The organism is Candidatus Poribacteria bacterium (genome assembly GCA_009839745.1).
Lineage (GTDB): Bacteria > Poribacteria > WGA-4E > WGA-4E > WGA-3G > WGA-3G.
Genome location: VXPE01000134.1, coordinates 25315 through 45142, shown reverse-complemented (window position 1 = coordinate 45142; position 19828 = coordinate 25315). Strand labels below are relative to the sequence as shown.

Sequence of the window (19828 nt, the reverse complement as noted above, 5' to 3'; positions counted from 1 at the left end):
GCAGAACGGAAAAGATAGACGCTCCATACCCCCTATACTTATGGGTAACAGTAAGACCTAAAGGATGAGGTCTCCAATCCGTTTTTTAGATGATTTTGTCGTTGAAAATTGGTGTCAGGTTGTATATAATACACCTAAACAAACTTTTAAAACATTGATATGGAATAATTGAAATGCCTCGAAAAACCGATAGACCGAACGTTCTCTTTATCATGTCAGACCAGCACCGATACGATTATCTGGAGACTGACGAGAATGCTCCGACTGCACTCAATACCCCAAACTTACGACGTTTAGCAGAAACGGGAGTGAGTTTTCCAAACTGCACAGTGAATGCCCCTGTCTGTGCGCCTTCACGTATCGCTCTCGCATCGGGATTGCAACCTTCACGAGTAGGAGCAGTGGATAACGGCAGTTTCTTGCCCGCCACCGTGCCGACCTATTATCAGCAACTCCGGGACCACGGTTATCGGGTCGGGTGTGTCGGTAAACTCGACCTCGCCAAACCCGATGGCTACAATGGACGCTACGGTGATCGTCCACGCACCTACAGTTGGGGGTTCACACATCCTGAAGAGTGTGAAGGTAAAATGCATGCCGGAAGTTCACCAACACCCATCGGTCCTTATACGCACTATCTTGCAGAAAAAGGGATGCTCAAAGCGTTCCACGCAGATTATCAGAAACGCAGTAGCGGCGGCTGGATTAAAGAGGGTTCCCACGATTCTGTGCTCTCAACAGAGGACTTTGCCGATACCTATATTGGCAGACGGGCAACTGAATTCATTGAAACGATCCCTGATGATTTCCCGTGGCACATGTTTGTGAGTTTCGTCGGACCGCACGATCCGTTCGATCCACCGACAGCGTATGGGGACAAATATAGAGAGGCAGAGATGCCGCCCGCCATCAATGACGATATGGAAGGAAAGCCTGAATGGGTGAAACGGCGCGTCGTTGATATTAGCCCTGAGGAGATTACCCTGACACGACAGCAGTACTGCGCCGCAACGGAACTGATTGATGACCAGATCGGGGAAATGCTCCGCGCACTTGAGGCGCGCGGAATGCTCGACAATACCTATATTATTTATTCAAGCGACCACGGTGAAATGCTCGGTGATCATGGGCTTTACACGAAGAGTGTTGCGTATGAAGCATCACTCAGGGTGCCACTCATCGTTGCTGGACCCGGTATTTCGGGAAACCAGATTTCAGAGAGTTTGGTCGAGTTGATCGATCTGAATCCGACGATATGTGAGTTAGCGGGTGTGCCGGTGTTACCACGTATCGACGCGAGGTCTATCGCGCCTGTCCTTCGTGGTGAAACTGAAACCCATCGCACCGAGACAGTGAGTGCCCTCCGAAACTTCCGGTGTATTCGGACAGCGACGCATAAACTCATCGAAAACTACAGCGATGTGACAGAATTATACGATTTAGAGAACGATCCGTGTGAGCTCCATAACATCGCGGAATCGGAACGTCAAATCGCTCAGACGCTCCGTGGTCGTTTAGGGCGGCGGTTCGGGTCAGAATTAGGAACAACTTGATAAATTCCAATGGACGCAAACGACGCTTATAATGCAAAACGTGCGTATCACCACATCACGCAACTCGCTTTTCCGCGACTGGTGGGCAGCGCGGGCGAAGCGAAAGCACAAGAGTATATCGTCCAGCAATTCTCAGAATTAGGGTTGAATGTCACACGAGAACCTTTTTCTTTTACAAAGTTTCCCGCAGAGGTATTACCGCGTCTCCTGTGTGGTCTTTTCGTTCCGATAGTCCTCTCTGTCCCGTGGCTCGGCGAACGGTTTCTGATACCCGTATGTCTTGCTTGTTTATTCAGTCTTGCCGTAACATTGCTTTGTACCCAGTGGCAGAAGCGGTTTGAAGGGTTATATGATGTGGGTAGAAAGTATGATTCGGAGAACATTGTTGCGACAAACGGTAGGAAACCGAATGATAATACGCCTGCTCTCCTATTCGTTGCACACTATGACTCCAAATCACAGGTATTGCCGATTGCTGTCCGGGCAGTCGCTTACGGTATCGCGATTGTCGGGCTTACTGCCTTGACAACTGTAATGGTGATTGAGGTCGCTACCCTCGTTTGGTTCCCCGATTACAGCCCCCTCATCTGGGTCCGGTTGTCCGATTCCATCGTTACTGTCTGGAGTGTCGCTGGCGTTACTGCTTTTTGCTTGCTGCTTTTACAAATCAATTTCACACAGAACCGCTCTCCTGGAGGTTTTGATAATGCCTCTGGCGTTGGCGTTATGCTTGAAGTGGCACGGGTCGTGATGGCGCGGGGTGAAGATAAATCTATTACATTCCTCGCTGCTGGTGCGGAAGAATACGGCATGTGCGGGGCATTACGCTATGTCCAAACACATGCTGATGAATATGACCAAGAAAATACCTATGTTATCAACTTAGACGGGCTCGGCGTTGGGAACGCCGTTAGTGTCGTTACACGCTATGGAATCCCGACGGTCCACACCGCAGATATGTTAGCTGAGATGTTCCGAACATCGGGCAAAGCACTCGGTATACAGGTTTTCGAGCGGTACTTACCTATCGGTGTCGGATTAGACAGCATCCCGATTGCGAGCCACGGATTTGAAACGGTTACGTTAACAGCGGGAGATGTCGGACGCGTTGCATTAAAAATTCATTCGGAGCGAGACACGTGTGATCTGCTCAACACGAAAAGTTTACAACAGGTAGGTGAGTTAATTGTCAATGTCGTTGGACGCGTCTAAAAAACTGATTCCGGTCACGGGTGTTATCCTTGCGGGTGGTAAGAGTCGGCGGATGGGAGAGAATAAGGCACTGATGCGGCTCGGCGACAATTCACTCATCGGGCATGTTATCCACCGCATGTGCCTCGTTACAAACGAACTCCTGCTTATCACCAATAGTCCTGCTGAATATGCCCATCTTGATGTCCCGATGCACGGCGATATTCTTCTGGGGACTGGCGCGTTGGGCGGCATCTACACCGGTTTGAAGCGTGCTTCGCACAACACCGTTCTCTGTGTCGCATGTGATAGTCCGTTTGTGGAACCGAAATTACTCACCTATCTCGTTTCCGTTTTAGGTGAATATGATGCGGTGATGCCTTATACCCATAGAGAAATTCATGCCTCCCACAATGATGTGCAGATAACCCTCCAAACGTTGTGTGCTGCCTATTCTAAAAGATGCCTACCTATCATCAAGTCAATGTTACGGGACTCCGAGTTGCGTGTCCATGCTTTACAGGAACGCGCACACATTAAGCGCGTTTCGCCTGAAGTCTGGCAGGCGTTCGATCCGGAGGGCATGTCCTTTTTCAACATCAACACACCTGAAGACCTTGAGAGCGCGGACACCTATATGAGCATGCAAACTACGCGTTAATCCACTTTCGCATTACCTATAGTCATACCATTCGTTATCGCCAGACCGGAATCTCAACCTCTTTTTATCATACGTTTCGGTTCTAAAACCTCCTGCCTTTAGGCGGGGGATACAGAACTGCCCTATTGCATTAGGCTACAGCAGCAAGAACCCGGGCAATTGACTCCGTTTGAATGTTGAACTTTAACTTATGGAAAAAACGCTCACCCCACCCGACTCGTCACCAACAGCAATATACCGGTCATTCGGTGCCCAAACGAGGCTTGTGACCCCTGCTGTCAGAACGGCTCTATGAACCGCCTGAGAACCGAAGCTGCCGCGCAATTGCCAGACGTAGACCAGACCATCGGCACCGCCTGAGGCCAGCAATTTTCCGCGATGTTGAAAACGCACAACACTGAGAAAATCCTGATGCCCGGAAAGCGAAATGGGTCTGGTACCCGCCGGTCCACGACCGGAACAATCCCACACCGTAACTTCCTGACTGCCTCCTGTAGCCAAGTATCGACTCGTGGCATCCCACGAGAGTTCTCGCACTTTCGTCTGATAGCCAGACATTTGTAAGTCGTCACCGGTAGCTATAATCCAGAAATGTACGGTCGAATCTTGATCTCCAGTGGCGACGTATTTGCCGTCAGGACTCCACTCAATCACCAGTGATGAGCCTCTCCATTCCAATCGGCGGACGGCTTCCGCCTGTTGCGGGTCCCACAGGGTGATGCCGCCGTAGGCACTCGAGGCAAATTGTCTTACACGCGGTTTCCATTGGACACCAGAAATCGTGCTTTGATGCTCGGGATATTCGCGAACAAGATCGCCGTCAGCGTTCCAGAGCTTCAACTTACGACCCGCGGCAGAGACGAGTATCGATTTTTTGCCGCCACTCCAAGCCAGATGCTCAACCCATGCTGCGCCCCCGTCAAGCGAATGGGTCGCTTTGCCACTTGTCATATCCCACAACCGAATTTTCCCATCTTGTCCTGCGCTTGCAAGCACCTTGCTGTCTGGACGCCACGCGATTGACATTGTGCCGAATTCATGCCCTTCAAAGGCATGGATAACCGATTGACGCCGACCTTCAAAAATTGTCACCGGACCGAGAACCGACGCGGCAGCGATGTATTTCCCATCAGGGGACCACGCCAGATCAATGACGTGGTCGCTGAGGGTTGCGGTCCAATTTTCGCGCAGTTGAGAGGGCTGGACAAAGCGGTTCCTCAGGTCGTTCAAGCGAGACATGCTTCAAACCCCTCAGTCAATTCGGTCCGGTCAAGGTTGCGTCCGATGAAGATGAGGCTATTGTAGCGCGGTTCAATGCCCCACGGGCGGTCGGGACGACCATCGAAGAGCATATGAACACCTTGGAAGACGAATCGGTTTGACTGCCCCTTGATGCTCAGAATACCTTTCATGCGGAAGATGTCAACACCTTTTGTCATAAGCAGCCCACTAATCCAAGCGTCCAACCGATTGGGGTCAAGGTCGCCGGGGGTTGTGATGCCGACCGATGTGACTTCGTCATCATGTTCGTGGTCTGGTTTAAATTCGCGTTCAACAACTGGCTTAACAAGGGCACCGCTGCCAAAGAGTTGTGCCTGAAATTCGTCGGGGTGATGCTCGGTAAACAGCGCGTAAGCACCAGAGCGGCCGATCTGCACGTCAAAGCGTAATTCGTCCGCTGTGAGATTCAACGCAATGAGCTGTCCGCTCGGTTGAAGCGTGCCACCCACCGAAAGTTCATGCTCATCATCGGAGAAAACCATAACGACTGGTTCAACAGCAGCACTCAAAGCGGCATCGGTTGACGCACTTACGGGCACCAACGCGACTTTCATCGTCGGGTCAGGACCTTCTTGAAGAACCAGTTCATGCGTGCCTACCGAAAGGTTATAAACACCACCCCATTCAAAGGGATACTCCGGTTCCATAAACTGTGGGTCAACCTCCATCGCCCGGTCCAGATCGAATCCGCCGACATTGAGAATCTTGTCCATTTCAACCACGGCGTCTTTCGTTCGATAAACCTTCGCCGCACTGTTCATGCTGCGAATTCTGGCTTCCAGTTGATCTAACTCTCCCTCGGTCACAAGGTCAATCTTGTTCAACAAAATGACATCTGCAAAGGCAATCTGTTCACGCGCCTCGTCGCTGTCATCGATGTGCTGCCAGATGTGTTTGGCATCAACCAATGTCGTGACGGAATCCAGTTGCAGTTTCTCCTTCATTTCGGTATCCATGAAGAACGTCTGAGCAACTGGCCCGGGGTCCGCAAGCCCAGTGGTTTCGACCATGATGTAGTCAAACTTATCGCGACGCTTCATCAGATTCCCCAAAATACGGATGAGATCACCGCGCACGGTGCAGCAGATGCACCCATTGTTCATCTCGAAAATCTCTTCTTCCGCGCCGATGACCAAATCATTATCGACGCCGATCTCGCCAAACTCGTTTTCGATGACGGCGATACGTTTACCATGGTTTTCGGTGAGAATACGGTTGAGAAGCGTGGTTTTACCAGACCCCAAAAAGCCCGTCAATACAGTGACGGGGACTTGATTGTTTAGCATGGCTGTGTTCATCTTTCTCTCCTTGTTGAATTTAGCCAGTGGTCAAGCTAACGATGTCCGTCTGCTTCACCTCCGCCAGCGGTTTATGAATCTTGTATTGCCGGGGCTTTCCCGGCGTTTCCATGATCGCAATGACCGTTTCAATAGGCGGGCAGCCTTCTTCGGTGCATTGTAACTGAGTAATCATCACGGCGACGTCTTCTGATAGGTCAAAGGCTTGGGAAACCCACGATTTGACTTGACCGAGTTGCCGTGGGTCACTCTCTTTTTGCGAATTCAAAAAATTCAGCACTGTTGTATGGTCTCCTTTCCTCGCATATGATGCTGTTTTTATACCTGAAATTTCGCCACGAATCGGTCATCGCACACAATTCCGACCAGATTTTTCTCAAGTCCGCGGTCTCTATTCTGTCGAAGAGGTTTAGGAAGATCGAAACCGATCAAAACGGTGACTATCAAAAGCTGAAGGCAACGGAAGTAGTGCATCTGTTTGCGCCACGGCTTCCGCCCAATCCACGAGTCGCTCATAGTGTAGATGGAGTTCTATCTGTCCTAACCACACGACACCGTCCGGTGATGTGATACAGATGACATTTGCGAGATCGCATGGCCCAAGGCAGCCTTCGCTGATTGTCAATGTTATTGAAGGGGCCAGTCGTCTGTTCCGCCACTCCTGTATGAGCCACTCAGCCGGTACAGCCGGTTTCCGTTTCTCTGTCACGCCACAACAACACCCCTTACAGACCAATATATGCATTAAGACACGCCGCTTTGATGCCAGCTTAGGCGACGATTCGATTCTATCTGTTCTCATACTTTTCTCCTGTATGTTACACTCCTGCGAATATACAGATTCATCACTACCCAATGACATTCAGGGGTAGTGCTGATACTACAGAAACGCTACGATACGTTGCAAAGCAACGGTGTACAAAGCGCGGGGCGCGTCATAGGTACCCTCGCGATCCTTGTACAACCAAGGATATAAAGGAAAAACAAAATCTGCCTTTAAAAGGCATAATTTACGAGTTCAGTAGAGAATATAGGTGGGGCACGACTTCGCGTGTGGATGACCCGTTTTATAGGGATAAAAGTGTCTTCATAAAGTTGGAGTATCGTATGAAAGCAGACGGGTGCGTTGAGAGCAAAGGATTCAATCTCGACACCGATGTGCTGGCTGCAAAAGAAACAGGCTGCGCAGGTATTCTCGCTCTGCGAATGTTCGGTATGGCAATTACGGCAATGCGAATGTTCGCTGTGATCGTGTGCCAGTCCGATAATACCCAGCAGCACGACGTAACAACATAAACCTGTTAAAACACAGATTTTCAAACTAAGCCCAAATATTAACTTGTTGGGAAAAGTTGTGCCGTTTCTCATACACCAGAACCTATGGTTATGATTTAAAAAAAATGAGTGCCAATAAACTTGCGATAAATTATAGCACGCTATTGTGTCAATGTCAAATAGAACTTAAAAAGTTGATTCGGATTATTCCTTATATTTACCAATCGCTTCCGGGCTGTGAAAGTAATACCATTTCTGAATGACTACTCCTCATTAACGCAACCTACGCGTAGGGGCGAGGTCCCCTCGCCCGTTATATGTTTCAAAATCTCTGAAATGCGGAGTTATTTTTTAGAGTTGGTATAAGTATTCGACGAGTTCATGCCACTTTGCAGCCATCTCGTGTGCAGGAATACATTTCTTCTTCCATGCGTCAGTACACCGTTGGCGATAGTCAAGTCCGTATTCAGAAATAATCCACTGCTCGTAGTCGCCTATCCATGCGAGACCTTGAGTGAGCAAGCTGAAAACGCAACACCACGCTTCCACACCACGTGGATGCGTAAGCTCAGGGAGTTGCTCCGGTTTCCATATGGGCAACGAAAAATCGACCGCTGCTGTCTGTTTGGGCGCGAATTTGTAACGCTGCAAGAAAAGCCCGCCTCGGTCCCCATCGCCATAGAAAAACCCGAATCCCCATAAAATAACTCGGCTTCTGCCAGAGCCACGCCACTCATAAGCGGGACTTCCGTGCTTGCCTTCCGGCGCTCGATGTCTGGTAAAACCGTAGGCGAGCAAAGCATTTCCCTCTGCCCGGCGAATGTCCTGTCCCCAACACCACAACTGTTGGTCCAACAGCGTCGTCCCAATCTTCCTGACCTTGTTCAATGCACCTGACCACCGCGCAGATTCGTCGTCAGTTCTACCAGACATGACTTATTCCCTCATAAGAAGCCGCTTCTACTTCTTCTCAAGGTCACGAAGCAATTCAAAAGCGGTGTCAAGAATTGTCGGTTTCTTTGCACTATTTCTTAACATGCGTCAAAGTTATAGTACGCCGGCTTGCGGCAACCGGACCAGCTCAATAAAATCAGCCGTTGTGTTACACTCCTGAGAATATACAGATTCACCACTACCCAATGACATTCCAGGGTAGTGATGAATTTTCTCGGCACTTATTTCAAAATAACCATCCGCTTCATCTGATGGAAAGACGGCGTGGACAATCGATAGAAATAGACACCACTTGAAACCCGCTTCCCCACATCATTTCGACCATCCCAATGGGCAGCACGCGCCCGGTCTTGATAGAAACCTGCGGGCTGGAAGCCAACGGTTTATAACTCCGATTTCCCAATCAAAGCATGTACAATCGTATTAATATTATATCGGATCATCCCGATGTAGGTCCCTTCAGGTGTCCCCTCGTTTCCCATAGCGTCTGTGAAGAGCACACCACCGATCTTCACATCAAATCCTTTTGACTTCACGGCGGCTTTCACGGCTTCGAGACTCCGTGGAGAGACGGATGACTCTACAAAAATAGCAGAGATACCCCGCTCCGCAATAAACGTCGCCAATTCCTGTACATCAGCGATACCGACTTCTGTCGCGGTGCTAACACCTTGTAATCCGCGTACCTCAAACCCGTACCCTTTTCCGAAGTAGTTAAAACAGTCGTGCGCCGTCACAAGGACGCGTTGCTGAGATGGCACGCGTTCCACTTGCGACTTTACGTATTCATCGAGTTCCATGAGTTTCGTGAGGTAGCGTTCGGCATTGCTTCGGTACAGGTCAGTATTATCCGGATCGAATTCACTTAGGGCATCGCGAACCTTTCCCGCCGCTAGCATCCAAAGCTTCACGTCAAACCATAGGTGCAGATCGTAGAGTCCCTCGTATTCTGCGGGTGTTAGCAGTAGACTCCGATCTACGGCATCTGTTACGGCGACCGTCAGCGTATCCTCGGACATCTTCGCAAGAATGTCCGCCATTTTTGCTTCAAGGTACAGCCCGTTATAGAAGATGATGTGTGCTGAACTCAGCCTTTGAACATCTTTAGGTGTCAGGTTGTAAAAGTGTGGGTCTACGCCAGGTTCCACTATCCCGGTCACCTCAACGCGCGGACCGCCAACATTTTTAACAATATCAGTAATCATACCGATCGTGGTAACAACGCGAAGTTTATCGCCTGTGGCAGCACCCGGTTGTCCCTTTGGGTCACAGCCAGTCCATATCAGTATACCTATTAAACACACTGCAATGTATATTCTCTGCATAATTTTATACACCTTCCTGATCGCATGTTAGACAGGTTTTGCACAGGTGCCGATTTACAAGGTGTGCGGAGGCGAGTAAAACCGCACCGATACTGTAGAAAACCACTTCAAAAGTGCCTTCAACCGCTGTTCGAGCGGTAGCGATGAATGCCAACGCCACTATCAGTATCAAAAATGCTCGCCAACTGCGGTGGCGTCGAACCCCCCACGTTAAACTCCCAACTGCCAATCCAATTGCCCCAAGGATAAGGACCAATTCCGCACGTTCATTCACAAGGAAGCCCAACCCAATCAAAGGCAAAACTGCGACTAAAAGCGGCATCGCGAGGCAATGAATCGCGCATGCGACGGGGAGACACGCTGCGCATGCGACAGAGAGACACGCGCCAGTCGTATCCGCTAATTCGCGGTTAAAATATTTTTTCAATTTTATCTCCTTAGAAAATTGAGAACGGGGACGAATGATAAAAACCATCGTCCCCATCCTACAGTTTCAAAAATTAAGTTTATACAGAAGCTTCGCGTTCCGTCCGGGTTCCGGCATTACCGCTTTGATGCGAGACAAATGTTCGCGGTATGCGGTATCAAGGAGGTTTTCAATCTCGAAAACGACCATGTTCTCCAGCTGCCACCACGAAAAATTGAGAGAACCTCCAATATCATAGACGAGGTAGCCGTCTGTCGGTTCCTCAAACTCGCCGAGTCGGGTCTGGCTGCCTGAAAAACGGGATGTGACATGCAAATGCAACGGTGTCGGTGTGTAGCTAATGACGAATTTACCGTTGAGGGGTGGGATACGCTCCAGCGGTCGCCCACTGGTTTGAACAGTTCCGTAGATGTAACTCATATTCAATTGAAGATGGATCTGTGAGAGGACTTCACTCCCTATTTGGATTTCAGCCCCATCCATCACAACATCGTGTCCCATGTATTGATAAATCCATAACCATCCGGCTGCCCCGCTGCCCCACTCCTTTTCACCGCTGTGCGTCGGAATGAGGTAGTTCTGTATCTGATTCCTGAAAAGTGCCAGATTGAGCCTGAACCTCTCGTTTGTGTATTTGACGAAGAGTTCAGTACCATAGCCGTGCTCAGGTTCCAGTTCTGCATTGCCGATTTCGTAGGAAAAGACAGCCAAGTGGGGGCCATCGCTGAAAAGTTCCTCAATACCGGGTGCGCGAAACGTTTTCATTAGGGTCGCTCCAGTGCTCAACCTATCCGTCCAATGGTAAATTCCAGAGGTAGCCCCGGAGAAACCGTTGAAATCGCGGCGTCGGACGGTTCCGGCTCGGACAACTGCCCCAGGTCGAAACGGTTCCGAACGCCTAAGGTCGTAGCGAATAGCCCCTTGTAAGGTGAGTTTGTCGAAGTTACGCTGGTTGAGATAAAATCCTGCCAACGCGAATTCACGGGTGTGCGGTGTCCAATAAAACCCACCTGTGGCATGATCTCGATATTCCCCCCAAACACCCGCAACGGCGTTGTCCAACACATGCGCCATCGCTGAGAAATTGTAGGTTAGCACCCCGAATTCGACCCCAAGTGTTCCGTTCGACTCCAACTCTTGATGCTGATAACGCGTATAGGCAGTCTGAAGTCTTACCTTTTCAAGCAGCCTTGTGTTGAAGCGGTACTCCATCTGCCCTTCATAGCGTTGTTTGTCGAGTACGATGTTAACGCCGCTGATATGTCCTTCTGGAGACCCCGGCACGCCGTAATCTGAACGATATCCGCTCCCAGAGGCACCGATGAAACCCCACGGCTTAATCAGCGAGACGCCGCCTGAAAAATTGACGTTTGAAAGGGAAGTGTTTTCGAGGACTCCGACCGGCGTTTGTATATCAGATGCAAGGCGTCGATTCCATTCGACATTCCCTGCAAAGTCACCAATTGGGAAAGTAAAACCTGTTGTTCCGGTCAAACCCGAGTTAACAGATTCAGCCTGGAACGTTAGGTGCATATCGAGCCGTCTCGGTAGAATTTGGGGTATGTGATTGCTTTTGACGTTGATAACCCCACCCAGAGTGCTTGAACCGTAAATGAGCGATGCGGGACCCCGCGTAATTTCAACGCCTTCAGCGGTTGTTGGATCAATGGATACAGCGTGGTCGGCACTGGATGCGGATTTATCACCTGTCCGTTCGCCGTTTTCGAGAATGAGCAGCCTGTCCCCCCCCAATCCACGAATAACAGGCCGAGCGATTGCCCGCCCCATCGTCCGTTGTGAAATGCCGATCTCATTCGCCAACGTGTTCGCCAAGGTCATACCTAACCGTCTTTGGAGTTCTGCCTCATCCAATGCTAAGTCGGTTGTTTCCTCAAACCGCGACAGATAGCGATTTGAACCGTATATCCTGATGGTTTGCAATTGAAATGACAACGCCGCCAGTTCAATCTTGAGATGAGGCGCGGCGGCATTGACATCAACGACTTGTTCAAAAAACTGATAGCCGACCTTCAAGAACTGAAGCGTCTGCTGTCCTTCCGGCACTGCGTCGAACTTAAACCGACCGCTTGCATCGGTCCGGACGCTCCTCTCAAGGCCCTTAATCTGGACTCTAACGTCACTCAGGCGAGCATGACTCCGTTCTTCAGTAACTTCTCCTTCCAAAGACTGCGTTATGTCCGAAGCACTTTGGACATCCTTGAGATAGCAGAACAGGCATCCTGCTATTCCAAATACGAACACCAATAGGTGAGGACACTTTCTAAGCGTCCTCACCGTGGGAGACCTGTGCAAACAAGCACAAGTGCTTAACATGATGTCCCCCTTATTGTACTGTTACTGGTATCAGGAGTGCTGCCGTGAAATCGGGATGATCCCCGTGAAGCAGTTGGAGTTTAATTTCCGTTTTTCCTGCTTTCAATCCTTCGAGTCCAAACGGTAACGCGTCACCGTGTTCTTCATGGCCATGGTCGTCATGTTCCTCTTCGTGTTCCTCTTCGTGTTCCTCTTCGTCGAGATGGATCCTAATAATAGAGGAATCGTAACCCGATAGACCCAAACTGAAGAATTCCGCTCCGCCATGTTCATGGGCATGGTCGTCATGTCCATCTTCACCCGGCGGGGCCTCTACTTCATCGAGATGGAGTTCCATTTCGTTCGCGTCAAGAAAATGTACATCGATCTGAATCTCTTCACCAACGGGAACGGTGAGACCGCCTTCGTGGTGGCCTTGATGTTGATGATAGACCACTTTTCCATTGATTTCCAGGTTAAAGCCGTCGGCATCGGCGTGAAGGGGTGCATCCGATTCGTGGGCGTGGTCATGATCATGATCATCCTCAAGGATAGGGTTGTCATCTTCACCACAACCGCCAATACACGGAAGGATAGCAACAAAAGCGAGTAACATTAAGTGAGAAATGGTAACAGAAAGATCTTGTCCTACAAAGCGTGTAAGCATTGTATTCTCCTATATATATCTGATGGCACACGGCGGGAAAAAGCCGCGTGTGGACTTTCTAAAGTCCTCTTACTTTGTAAAATGAACTTAAATGGTTTTCAGTTATCGGTCATCGGTTTTAACCATCAACCTGAAGAAATTCACAGAAACACGCAAACAAAAATTCTCCGTTATAAGTGTTAAAGCACGAGTTGATAGGTAAGGTTAAGAGGTTTTCGTTTAACAAGGGAACGCCCCAAGTAAAAACAGTCTCTTTTAACCGATAACTCTTAAAGCATAGGTACCCAAACGGAGGACGAGTGCAAGTACTCCCTAACCCTTTGGACAACATAGCGACATAAAATAGAAAAAGATTTTGTCTTCAGACAAAATCTGGAATTTCAGTGGAGAATACGGGTGGGGCACGACTGCGCGTGTTCGTGATGAGTCTTAAAGGAAGGAAAACGGTACCCTCATAAAACGGAAGCACCGTAATCGGAAGGAATGAAAAGATGAGTGCAAAGAACTCAATCTCCTCTCCGACGTGTTGGCTGCAGTAGAAACAGGCTGCACAGGCTTCCCCAGAATGGGCGTGTTCGTCATGATCATCATGATCATGCGTGAGTTCGATGACACCCAGCAACATAACATAACAACATAAACTTATTAAAATGCCGGTTCTCAAACTACGCCGAAATATTAGTGTGTTGGGGAAAACCATGCCGTTTCTCATAATCCATGCCCGTGTTATTATCGAAAATGAGATTGCCAAAAAACTTGCGATATATTATATCATGTGATTGTGTCAATGTCAAATAAACTTGAAAATCGGACCAGAGCCATCCAGTTTTCCTGTAGGAGGAATCTCCAGATCCCGACGGCTGATCGCCTATCGCTGATTGCTGACAATCTCTGGAAAAAGATGCACTTGCACTTATCGGCGCGATGCTTTATTATATTCAATATGAGATTACGCAAAGGAGAAAAAATTAGATGCTAAGTGTTGAAGAAGCCCGCCAGCAGATGTTGAATACGATTCCGGTTTTACCCACGGAAAAGCGGGAAATTCTAAATTGTGGGGGGTATGTTCTCGCAGAGGCACTGCATGCCCAAGAAAACATTCCACCGTTCGACAATTCAGCGATGGATGGGTACGCGGTTCGCGCAGCGGATGTTCAGAACGCCTCTGAAGCTGAACCTGCGGTTCTCACAATCGTTGAAACAATTGCCGCGGGATATGCGCCAACAAAACAGGTCGCAGCCGGACAGGCAGCACGTATCATGACGGGGGCTATGATGCCTGAGGGTGCTAACGCGGTTGTGATGCAAGAGGTGACCCAGCGAGAGGGAAATACAGTCAAAATTTTTGAGAGTATTGACGAAACCGGAAACGTTCGTTTCACAGGTGAGAGTGTGGCGGCGGGTCAGCAGGTCATGGGAAAAGGGAAACACCTACGTCCGCCAGAAGTTTCAATGCTCGCCTCTCTGAATCGTCCAAAGGCTACAGTCCATCGCAAGCCCACTGTTGCGATTGTCTCAACGGGTGATGAACTCCTGCTACTCGGCGAACCGCTGGAACCCGGAAAAATTCGGGAAAGCAACCGTTATGGTCTCTATGCCCAGGTCGAGGAAGCGGGAGGCATTCCGATTAATATGGGTATTGCTCCTGACGATGAAGCAGAAATAGAGCGTATCTTTCGTGCAGCACTCGCGAAGGCTGATGCCCTCATTACAAGTGGCGGCGTTTCGGTAGGGGAGCACGATTTTGTGAAAAGTGTATTGGAGAGATTAGGCGAAGTTAACTTCTGGCGCGTCGCGATGAAGCCCGGGAAACCTCAGGCTTACGGCATTTCGGACGGGAAACCTATTTTCGGATTACCCGGCAACCCAGTTTCTTCGCTCGTTGTGTTTGAACTTTTTGTGCGACCCGCGCTCCTCAAAATGGCAGGTCATACAGAACTGTTGCGTCCAACCTTTAAAGCAACTTTAGCAGAATCCATTACCAATAGAGACGGACGCGTTAATTATATGCGCGCCATTCTCAAAGAATCCAACGGACATTACACTGCCGAAACGACGGGCCCACAAGGTTCAGGCATTCTGCATTCACTGGTTTTGGCGAACGGTTTAATCACGATTCCAGCCGGTGTGACGTTAAGTGCTGGAGAAACAGTGGATGCTCAGTTTCTGTTCTAAACCTAATGTGTTAAGGAGTGCTCCATGATTGTAGATACCCATGTGCATGTCTGGGAAATCGATCCTCCAAAGTATCCCGTCGGTCCCACCGCTCCGAGTTGGAATTCCTATCCAGATGAACCCGGGACTGCCGATGAACTCCTCTCGGAGATGGACGCGCACGGCGTAGACTGGACAGTTCTCGTGCAGACGAGTTGGTCGACTTGGGATAACGGCTATATTGCGGATTCGGTAGCGCGTTTTCCTGATCGGTTTATCGGACACGGTTTAATCGATCCAGAAGATCCGAACAATGCAGCGCAGGTTCGCTATTGGATAAAGGAGCGAGGCTTAGCCGGTTTCCGTTTCCATCCGATGTACTACCCGGACGAAAAGATTTTACTCACCCAACAAAACAGTCCGATGTGGGAAGAGATAGCGGCGTTGGATGCTATCATCCAATTTCACCTCCGCGCGGAGTTCGCGGATCAGGTTGCCGTTATTGCGGAACGTTACCCGCATCTGAGACTTATTCTCGATCACATGGGTTATCCACAGGTAGATGCTGCGGAAGCGGTGTTTCAACCCATCGTGGAGCTTGCACGCCACGACAATATCTACTTGAAACTATCGGATGTCGCTGGACGTTCACATCAGGATTTCCCTTATACAGACGTGCATCCGTTCATTGAGAACCTGTTATCGGTTTTCGGTGCATCCCGGACGATATGGGGAACGGGTTATCCCGGTCACCACAGACAAAAACACAACTGGCCCACTTTAGCGCAAGAACTCCAACTCATTCGAGAAGGTCTTCCGTTCCTGACAGAAAATGACAAAGATCGGATCCTCGGCGGCACCGCCGCAGAGATTTGGGATTTAACAACATGACGACAATTCCAATGTGTTGGGGAGAGATGACTTACCGAAATTCGGGCAGAAGGTTTCCTAATCCTTTAGGTTTAGGATGAATGCCCGCTCCTGTTAATTAGACCAAACTGTTGTCTAAAAAAAGCATTTTTTCCCTTGACAAAAACATAAAAAAATGCTATAATGAATACTGACACTTGGACAACGCTCTCACCCCGTGCAATCCTTGTGCGGGAGTTGTCCGCTCCTGTGAGAGGGAGTGAATCGGTGTCAGGTGTCAATACCCCCTAAAAAGTATCAGAGGATGCTAAGGCGTAATTGCACGAAAGTGTGAATCGGAGCGGGGGTGAAATTCCGCACGTTGTATTGCATTCTCGCCTAAAATCTTTTCTCTCCAAAACGGAGAGAGGCAGGCAGGGATACCCGTGAAAGTTTCCGCACGATATGCCTACCCCCGCTTTTTCAGGGGGATAGGGAATTGCCTGCGGGTGGAGACGTAATAAGACGGTTGACGCACTTTGCGAAAACCGCAGCGTCTACGAAGCCGAGGTTTCCCACGCCTTTAGGCGTTGGGTGGTATCACACCGTGTGCCATAACCGCTAAGCTTCCGGAATTTCGACCGGCAAATCCAGCCGGTCACCCCACTCTTTCCAAGAGCCTATGTAGTTGCTCACTTTTGGGTAACCCAAGAGCCGCAACGCCAAATAGGCTTGGGAAGAGCGGTAGCCGCCCTGTCAGTAACACATTACCTGTTTTTCCGGTGTAATACCGACGGCTTCATACATTGCCCGGAGTTCATTAGCGGGTTTGAATGCCCCCACCTCGTCAAGATTATCGAGCCATTCAATGTGGATGGAACCTGGAATAGCCCCTGCCCGCTCTGCACGGGCAACCCGACCGTAGTGTTCATCGTCGGTGCGTGTATCAAGGGGAATAAAGTCGTCTCGATTTAACAGGACACGAATCACATCCGCATCCATGTGTATATCGTGTTGCGTATTTATCGGAAAAGGTGGAACCTCCGGGGGTTCAGCCCCAGCTGTGCTCACAGGTCCATCTGCTGATAGCCACGCCTTGAAACCGCCATCCAATAGATGGGTTTCAGGGTGCCCTAAGTATTCGCAAAACCAGAACCCGCGCGAGGCGCGCGTTCCCGATATGTCTTCATACCATACAATCGGTTTACTCGGATCAAGACCGCGTTGCTGAAACAGGTATGCTATCATCCACATAAAGGCATCGAACGTCTCTTTCCGAGTATCAATGAGGCTTAAACCGAACAAATCTAAATGAAGGGCACCGGGGATGTGTCCGCGGATATATTCGGATGTCGGTCGCGTATCGACGATGCAGAACGTTTGATCGTCGAGCGCGCCTTTCAATTCCTCAGCAGAGATAATTAGTTGTGGATTTACGTAACCTTTATAGGTTTCCATCATTCGCCAACTCCTTCTGAATTCTTTGTAGGATACATTCGCTATGTTGTGTCCTATGCTATCTTTGGTTTCTTTTTAACAAGTTTTATTGCCTTCCACCTTCCAGTACTATACCAAAGCCACATTGCGATCCCTTGCACAACGTTTGACAGGGCAATCCCCAACCAAACGCCATTGAGACCGATGAAGTGCGAAAGTAAAATCACGAGTCCCAAACCGACAACGACCTGTGCCGCAAGTGTAATCACCATCGGGGAGAAGGTGTCTCCTGCACCGTTGAGGGCTCTGCCTAAAATGAGTGAAAAGGCGATGAATCCGAATGTCGGGGATAGAAACCGTAGATAAGTGATACCGATCTCGATAACATCCGTTTCCGGTGTAAAAATTCGGATGAATGTCTGTGGAAAAAGGAAGAAAATTGCGCCGATGACTGCCATGATTGCAGCACCTAAAAGGTTCGCCACCCGTGTTGACCGCTCAGCGCGCCCTATCTGATTCGCCCCTAAATTCTGTCCGACTAACGGAACGACCGCGTTTGCGATGCCGAAGCCGGGATTCATCACGAGAATTCGGAGTCGCATGCAGATCGTATATGCCGCGACAACCGTCTTCCCATAGGGTCCGATGACCCACAAGAATCCGAGTCGCGAAATATGCCGCCAAAACCCTTGCATCGAACTGTAAACCCCGAGCCTTAAAATGTCAAGCATTTCCACGAAATCTACTTGATACCGAACGCTCCGAAATGAAACGGGGGCGCGTCCACTCCAACAGAGATAAAGTAGGATGATTACGCTCGCGCCGCGCCCGATAAGCGTCGCATACGCCGAACCTGCGACCCCGAGTTTCGGGAATCCCCACAAACCGAAAATTAGCAATGGATCGAGGACAATGTTAATCAGTGTTGCGAAAATCAATACCACCATCGGGGTGACAGTGTCGCCACCCGCACGGAAGATAGAACCGAGCGTCATCGACACGAACATTGTACTAATACCGGCGAGAATGATATGCATGTAAGTCGTGCCGAGCCTCAGCACTTCTGGGTCTACCATCCTAACAGCGAGTAACCCTTGTTCAGCCAACGGGTAGCCAACGAGGGTTACACCGATAGAAAAAAACACAGCTAACAGGATTGACTGGAGGGCGATGTGCTCAGCTTGTGCGAGATTCCTCGCGCCGAGATACTGTGCCACCATAATCCCGGTTCCCGTTGAAATACCAAGCGAAAAAACCCCGATCAATCGGATTAAGTTTCCGCTCACCCCGACAGCCGCGATCGCGCCAGCACCGAGCCTTCCAACGAAGATCATGTCAACAATGTTGAATGCCTCTTGCAGCATGTAGCTGAGTATTATCGGTCCTGACAGTCGTAACAGGTGTCTGAGAAGACTTCCTCGGGTCAAATCGGCCCGTGTTTTTCTCATATTTTTAATTTACCTTCATTCCATCGTAACAAACGCTTACGTCTTACTTTAGCAGACTTCTGCCCGGTCGTCAAGACAAAAATATACGCTTTGTTTCGCGTTGTTTTCCTTTGACAGAATTCCGTAAATCTGCTATAATGTTATATAATTTTTTAGGAGGCAAAATATGAAGAATGCAATATTGACTGGCAGATTCTCAGTCTATGGGATTGTGTGTTTCTCAATAGCACTCACCCTGTTATTTACACCGTTCGTCTCGGCAGCACTCACAGATGGGCTTGTCCTACATCATGCTTATGATGAAGGGGAAGGCACACTCGCTGCAGACGCGAGCGGTAACGGACACGACGGTGAAATTTCCAATCCGGATTGGGTAGACGGGCAGATCGGGAAGGCACTCCGGTTTGGTGGCGAAGGCAGCGACGTGTTCGTCACTGTTGAGAGCACAGATGTCTTGAACGTGAACGAGTGCACCTTTGCGGCATGGATTAACGCAGATCACTGGAACGGCACACGTCAGATCGTTGGTAAATCTGTTCACGGTGGGTGTGCGGGTAGAACACAATACGGTCTATTCAGCGAAGGTGGCGTTTTCAAACTCCGCTTTGAAACCGAAGGCGGCAGAGCTGATATCACAACCGATCTGCCAGCAACAGGTGAATGGATCCACATTGCTTTTACCAACGATGGCGAAACAGCAACAATCTATATCAACGCTGAAGCGGTTGCCGAAGGCGAAGTGCCGGGTACATTGAAAGCCAACGATGATCCGTGGCGGATCGGGCAGGATTGTGAACGCCTCAACTATGTCTTCGCGGGCATTATAGATGAGGTTTCTCTCTGGAACCGTGCCTTGAGTGCTGACGAAATTACTGGGGCACAAGACTTAGGGGTGTCCGTTGACCCTCGTGCGAAATTAGCCACCACTTGGGGCAACATCAAAATTGCGCATTAGAACATTGTAGGCGCGCGTCTCACGCGCGCCTCCCTCTTTT

19 protein-coding genes are annotated in these 19828 nt (G+C 49.6%); 7 read left to right on the top strand and 12 right to left on the bottom strand.

Going from position 1 to position 19828, the window contains the following annotated elements:
• The first annotated feature begins 173 nt into the window (after window positions 1-173).
• The 3 genes from F4X88_21055 to F4X88_21045 are packed head-to-tail and all read left to right on the top strand — an operon-like array spanning window position 174 to window position 3405.
• On the top strand, window positions 174-1553 hold the full coding sequence (locus F4X88_21055; protein MYA58772.1) for a sulfatase-like hydrolase/transferase: 1380 nt from the start codon (window positions 174-176) through the stop codon (window positions 1551-1553).
• 9 nt (window positions 1554-1562) lie between these two features.
• Window positions 1563-2765, top strand: coding sequence for a M28 family peptidase (locus F4X88_21050; GenBank protein ID MYA58771.1), 1203 nt, complete (start codon window positions 1563-1565; stop codon window positions 2763-2765).
• A complete protein-coding gene (locus F4X88_21045; GenBank protein MYA58770.1) occupies window positions 2746-3405 on the top strand; it encodes a molybdenum cofactor guanylyltransferase in 660 nt (219 codons plus the stop codon). The genes F4X88_21050 and F4X88_21045 overlap by 20 nt, the downstream gene beginning before the upstream one ends.
• Before the next feature lie 183 nt (window positions 3406-3588).
• On the opposite strand, the gene F4X88_21040 is transcribed toward F4X88_21045, so the two are convergent.
• From F4X88_21040 to F4X88_21025, 4 genes are all read right to left on the bottom strand, one after another.
• Window positions 3589-4644 (bottom strand): WD40 repeat domain-containing protein, encoded by a 1056-nt coding sequence (locus tag F4X88_21040; protein MYA58769.1) that lies wholly within the window; start codon window positions 4642-4644, stop codon window positions 3589-3591.
• Window positions 4632-5972 (bottom strand): GTP-binding protein, encoded by a 1341-nt coding sequence (locus tag F4X88_21035; protein MYA58768.1) that lies wholly within the window; start codon window positions 5970-5972, stop codon window positions 4632-4634. Before F4X88_21035 ends, F4X88_21040 begins: the two co-directional genes overlap by 13 nt.
• 31 nt (window positions 5973-6003) lie before the next feature.
• Window positions 6004-6261 (bottom strand): hypothetical protein, encoded by a 258-nt coding sequence (locus tag F4X88_21030; GenBank protein ID MYA58767.1) that lies wholly within the window; start codon window positions 6259-6261, stop codon window positions 6004-6006.
• A gap of 132 nt (window positions 6262-6393) precedes the next feature.
• Complete coding sequence (locus tag F4X88_21025) at window positions 6394-6786, bottom strand: (2Fe-2S) ferredoxin domain-containing protein (GenBank protein ID MYA58766.1); 393 nt, start codon at window positions 6784-6786, stop codon at window positions 6394-6396.
• Between the two features lie 305 nt (window positions 6787-7091).
• On the opposite strand from F4X88_21025, the gene F4X88_21020 reads away from it, so the two are divergent.
• Window positions 7092-7280 carry a hypothetical protein gene (locus F4X88_21020; protein ID MYA58765.1) on the top strand — a complete coding sequence of 63 codons (189 nt, stop codon included), beginning with the start codon at window positions 7092-7094 and terminating at the stop codon, window positions 7278-7280.
• A gap of 330 nt (window positions 7281-7610) precedes the next feature.
• On the opposite strand, the gene F4X88_21015 is transcribed toward F4X88_21020, so the two are convergent.
• The 6 genes from F4X88_21015 to F4X88_20990 form a co-directional block, all read right to left on the bottom strand.
• A complete protein-coding gene (locus F4X88_21015; protein ID MYA58764.1) occupies window positions 7611-8192 on the bottom strand; it encodes a hypothetical protein in 582 nt (193 codons plus the stop codon).
• A 404-nt stretch (window positions 8193-8596) separates the two neighbouring features.
• A complete protein-coding gene (locus F4X88_21010) occupies window positions 8597-9538 on the bottom strand; it encodes a manganese transporter (GenBank protein ID MYA58763.1) in 942 nt (313 codons plus the stop codon).
• Between the two features lie 4 nt (window positions 9539-9542).
• Window positions 9543-10022: a MerC domain-containing protein gene (locus F4X88_21005; GenBank protein ID MYA58762.1), complete on the bottom strand. Its 480-nt coding sequence runs from the start codon at window positions 10020-10022 to the stop codon at window positions 9543-9545.
• A 9-nt stretch (window positions 10023-10031) separates the two neighbouring features.
• Window positions 10032-12299: a TonB-dependent receptor gene (locus tag F4X88_21000; protein ID MYA58761.1), complete on the bottom strand. Its 2268-nt coding sequence runs from the start codon at window positions 12297-12299 to the stop codon at window positions 10032-10034.
• A gap of 10 nt (window positions 12300-12309) precedes the next feature.
• Window positions 12310-12945 carry a hypothetical protein gene (locus tag F4X88_20995; GenBank protein MYA58760.1) on the bottom strand — a complete coding sequence of 212 codons (636 nt, stop codon included), beginning with the start codon at window positions 12943-12945 and terminating at the stop codon, window positions 12310-12312.
• Between the two features lie 361 nt (window positions 12946-13306).
• Entirely contained in the window at window positions 13307-13645 is a 339-nt protein-coding gene (locus F4X88_20990; GenBank protein MYA58759.1) for a hypothetical protein, read from the bottom strand.
• 272 nt (window positions 13646-13917) lie between these two features.
• On the opposite strand from F4X88_20990, the gene F4X88_20985 reads away from it, so the two are divergent.
• Both F4X88_20985 and F4X88_20980 read left to right on the top strand, forming a co-directional pair.
• Window positions 13918-15120 carry a molybdopterin molybdotransferase MoeA gene (locus tag F4X88_20985; protein ID MYA58758.1) on the top strand — a complete coding sequence of 401 codons (1203 nt, stop codon included), beginning with the start codon at window positions 13918-13920 and terminating at the stop codon, window positions 15118-15120.
• Between the two features lie 24 nt (window positions 15121-15144).
• Window positions 15145-15990 (top strand): amidohydrolase, encoded by an 846-nt coding sequence (locus F4X88_20980; protein MYA58757.1) that lies wholly within the window; start codon window positions 15145-15147, stop codon window positions 15988-15990.
• A 714-nt stretch (window positions 15991-16704) separates the two neighbouring features.
• Here F4X88_20980 and F4X88_20975 read toward each other — a convergent pair.
• Both F4X88_20975 and F4X88_20970 read right to left on the bottom strand, forming a co-directional pair.
• The gene (locus tag F4X88_20975) at window positions 16705-17409 is read right to left on the bottom strand and encodes a hypothetical protein (protein ID MYA58756.1); all 705 of its coding nucleotides are present in this window, start codon (window positions 17407-17409) and stop codon (window positions 16705-16707) included.
• A gap of 50 nt (window positions 17410-17459) precedes the next feature.
• Window positions 17460-18833 (bottom strand): MATE family efflux transporter, encoded by a 1374-nt coding sequence (locus tag F4X88_20970; GenBank protein ID MYA58755.1) that lies wholly within the window; start codon window positions 18831-18833, stop codon window positions 17460-17462.
• Between the two features lie 166 nt (window positions 18834-18999).
• On the opposite strand from F4X88_20970, the gene F4X88_20965 reads away from it, so the two are divergent.
• A complete protein-coding gene (locus F4X88_20965) occupies window positions 19000-19788 on the top strand; it encodes a LamG domain-containing protein (GenBank protein MYA58754.1) in 789 nt (262 codons plus the stop codon).
• Window positions 19789-19828 lie beyond the last annotated feature (40 nt).

Coding starts and splice junctions, on each gene's coding strand:
- F4X88_21050 (MYA58771.1), top strand. CDS start 1,563: ATGGACGCAAACGACGCTTATAATGCAAAACGTGCGTATCACCACATC.
- F4X88_20975 (MYA58756.1), bottom strand. CDS start 17,409: ATGATGGAAACCTATAAAGGTTACGTAAATCCACAACTAATTATCTCT.
- F4X88_20970 (MYA58755.1), bottom strand. CDS start 18,833: ATGAGAAAAACACGGGCCGATTTGACCCGAGGAAGTCTTCTCAGACAC.
- F4X88_21020 (MYA58765.1), top strand. CDS start 7,092: ATGAAAGCAGACGGGTGCGTTGAGAGCAAAGGATTCAATCTCGACACC.
- F4X88_20965 (MYA58754.1), top strand. CDS start 19,000: ATGAAGAATGCAATATTGACTGGCAGATTCTCAGTCTATGGGATTGTG.
- F4X88_21035 (MYA58768.1), bottom strand. CDS start 5,972: ATGCTAAACAATCAAGTCCCCGTCACTGTATTGACGGGCTTTTTGGGG.
- F4X88_21055 (MYA58772.1), top strand. CDS start 174: ATGCCTCGAAAAACCGATAGACCGAACGTTCTCTTTATCATGTCAGAC.
- F4X88_21045 (MYA58770.1), top strand. CDS start 2,746: ATGTCGTTGGACGCGTCTAAAAAACTGATTCCGGTCACGGGTGTTATC.
- F4X88_21040 (MYA58769.1), bottom strand. CDS start 4,644: ATGTCTCGCTTGAACGACCTGAGGAACCGCTTTGTCCAGCCCTCTCAA.
- F4X88_20995 (MYA58760.1), bottom strand. CDS start 12,945: ATGCTTACACGCTTTGTAGGACAAGATCTTTCTGTTACCATTTCTCAC.
- F4X88_21005 (MYA58762.1), bottom strand. CDS start 10,022: ATGGGGACGATGGTTTTTATCATTCGTCCCCGTTCTCAATTTTCTAAG.
- F4X88_21000 (MYA58761.1), bottom strand. CDS start 12,299: ATGTTAAGCACTTGTGCTTGTTTGCACAGGTCTCCCACGGTGAGGACG.
- F4X88_20990 (MYA58759.1), bottom strand. CDS start 13,645: ATGGTTTTCCCCAACACACTAATATTTCGGCGTAGTTTGAGAACCGGC.
- F4X88_21010 (MYA58763.1), bottom strand. CDS start 9,538: ATGCAGAGAATATACATTGCAGTGTGTTTAATAGGTATACTGATATGG.
- F4X88_21015 (MYA58764.1), bottom strand. CDS start 8,192: ATGTCTGGTAGAACTGACGACGAATCTGCGCGGTGGTCAGGTGCATTG.
- F4X88_20985 (MYA58758.1), top strand. CDS start 13,918: ATGCTAAGTGTTGAAGAAGCCCGCCAGCAGATGTTGAATACGATTCCG.
- F4X88_20980 (MYA58757.1), top strand. CDS start 15,145: ATGATTGTAGATACCCATGTGCATGTCTGGGAAATCGATCCTCCAAAG.
- F4X88_21025 (MYA58766.1), bottom strand. CDS start 6,786: ATGAGAACAGATAGAATCGAATCGTCGCCTAAGCTGGCATCAAAGCGG.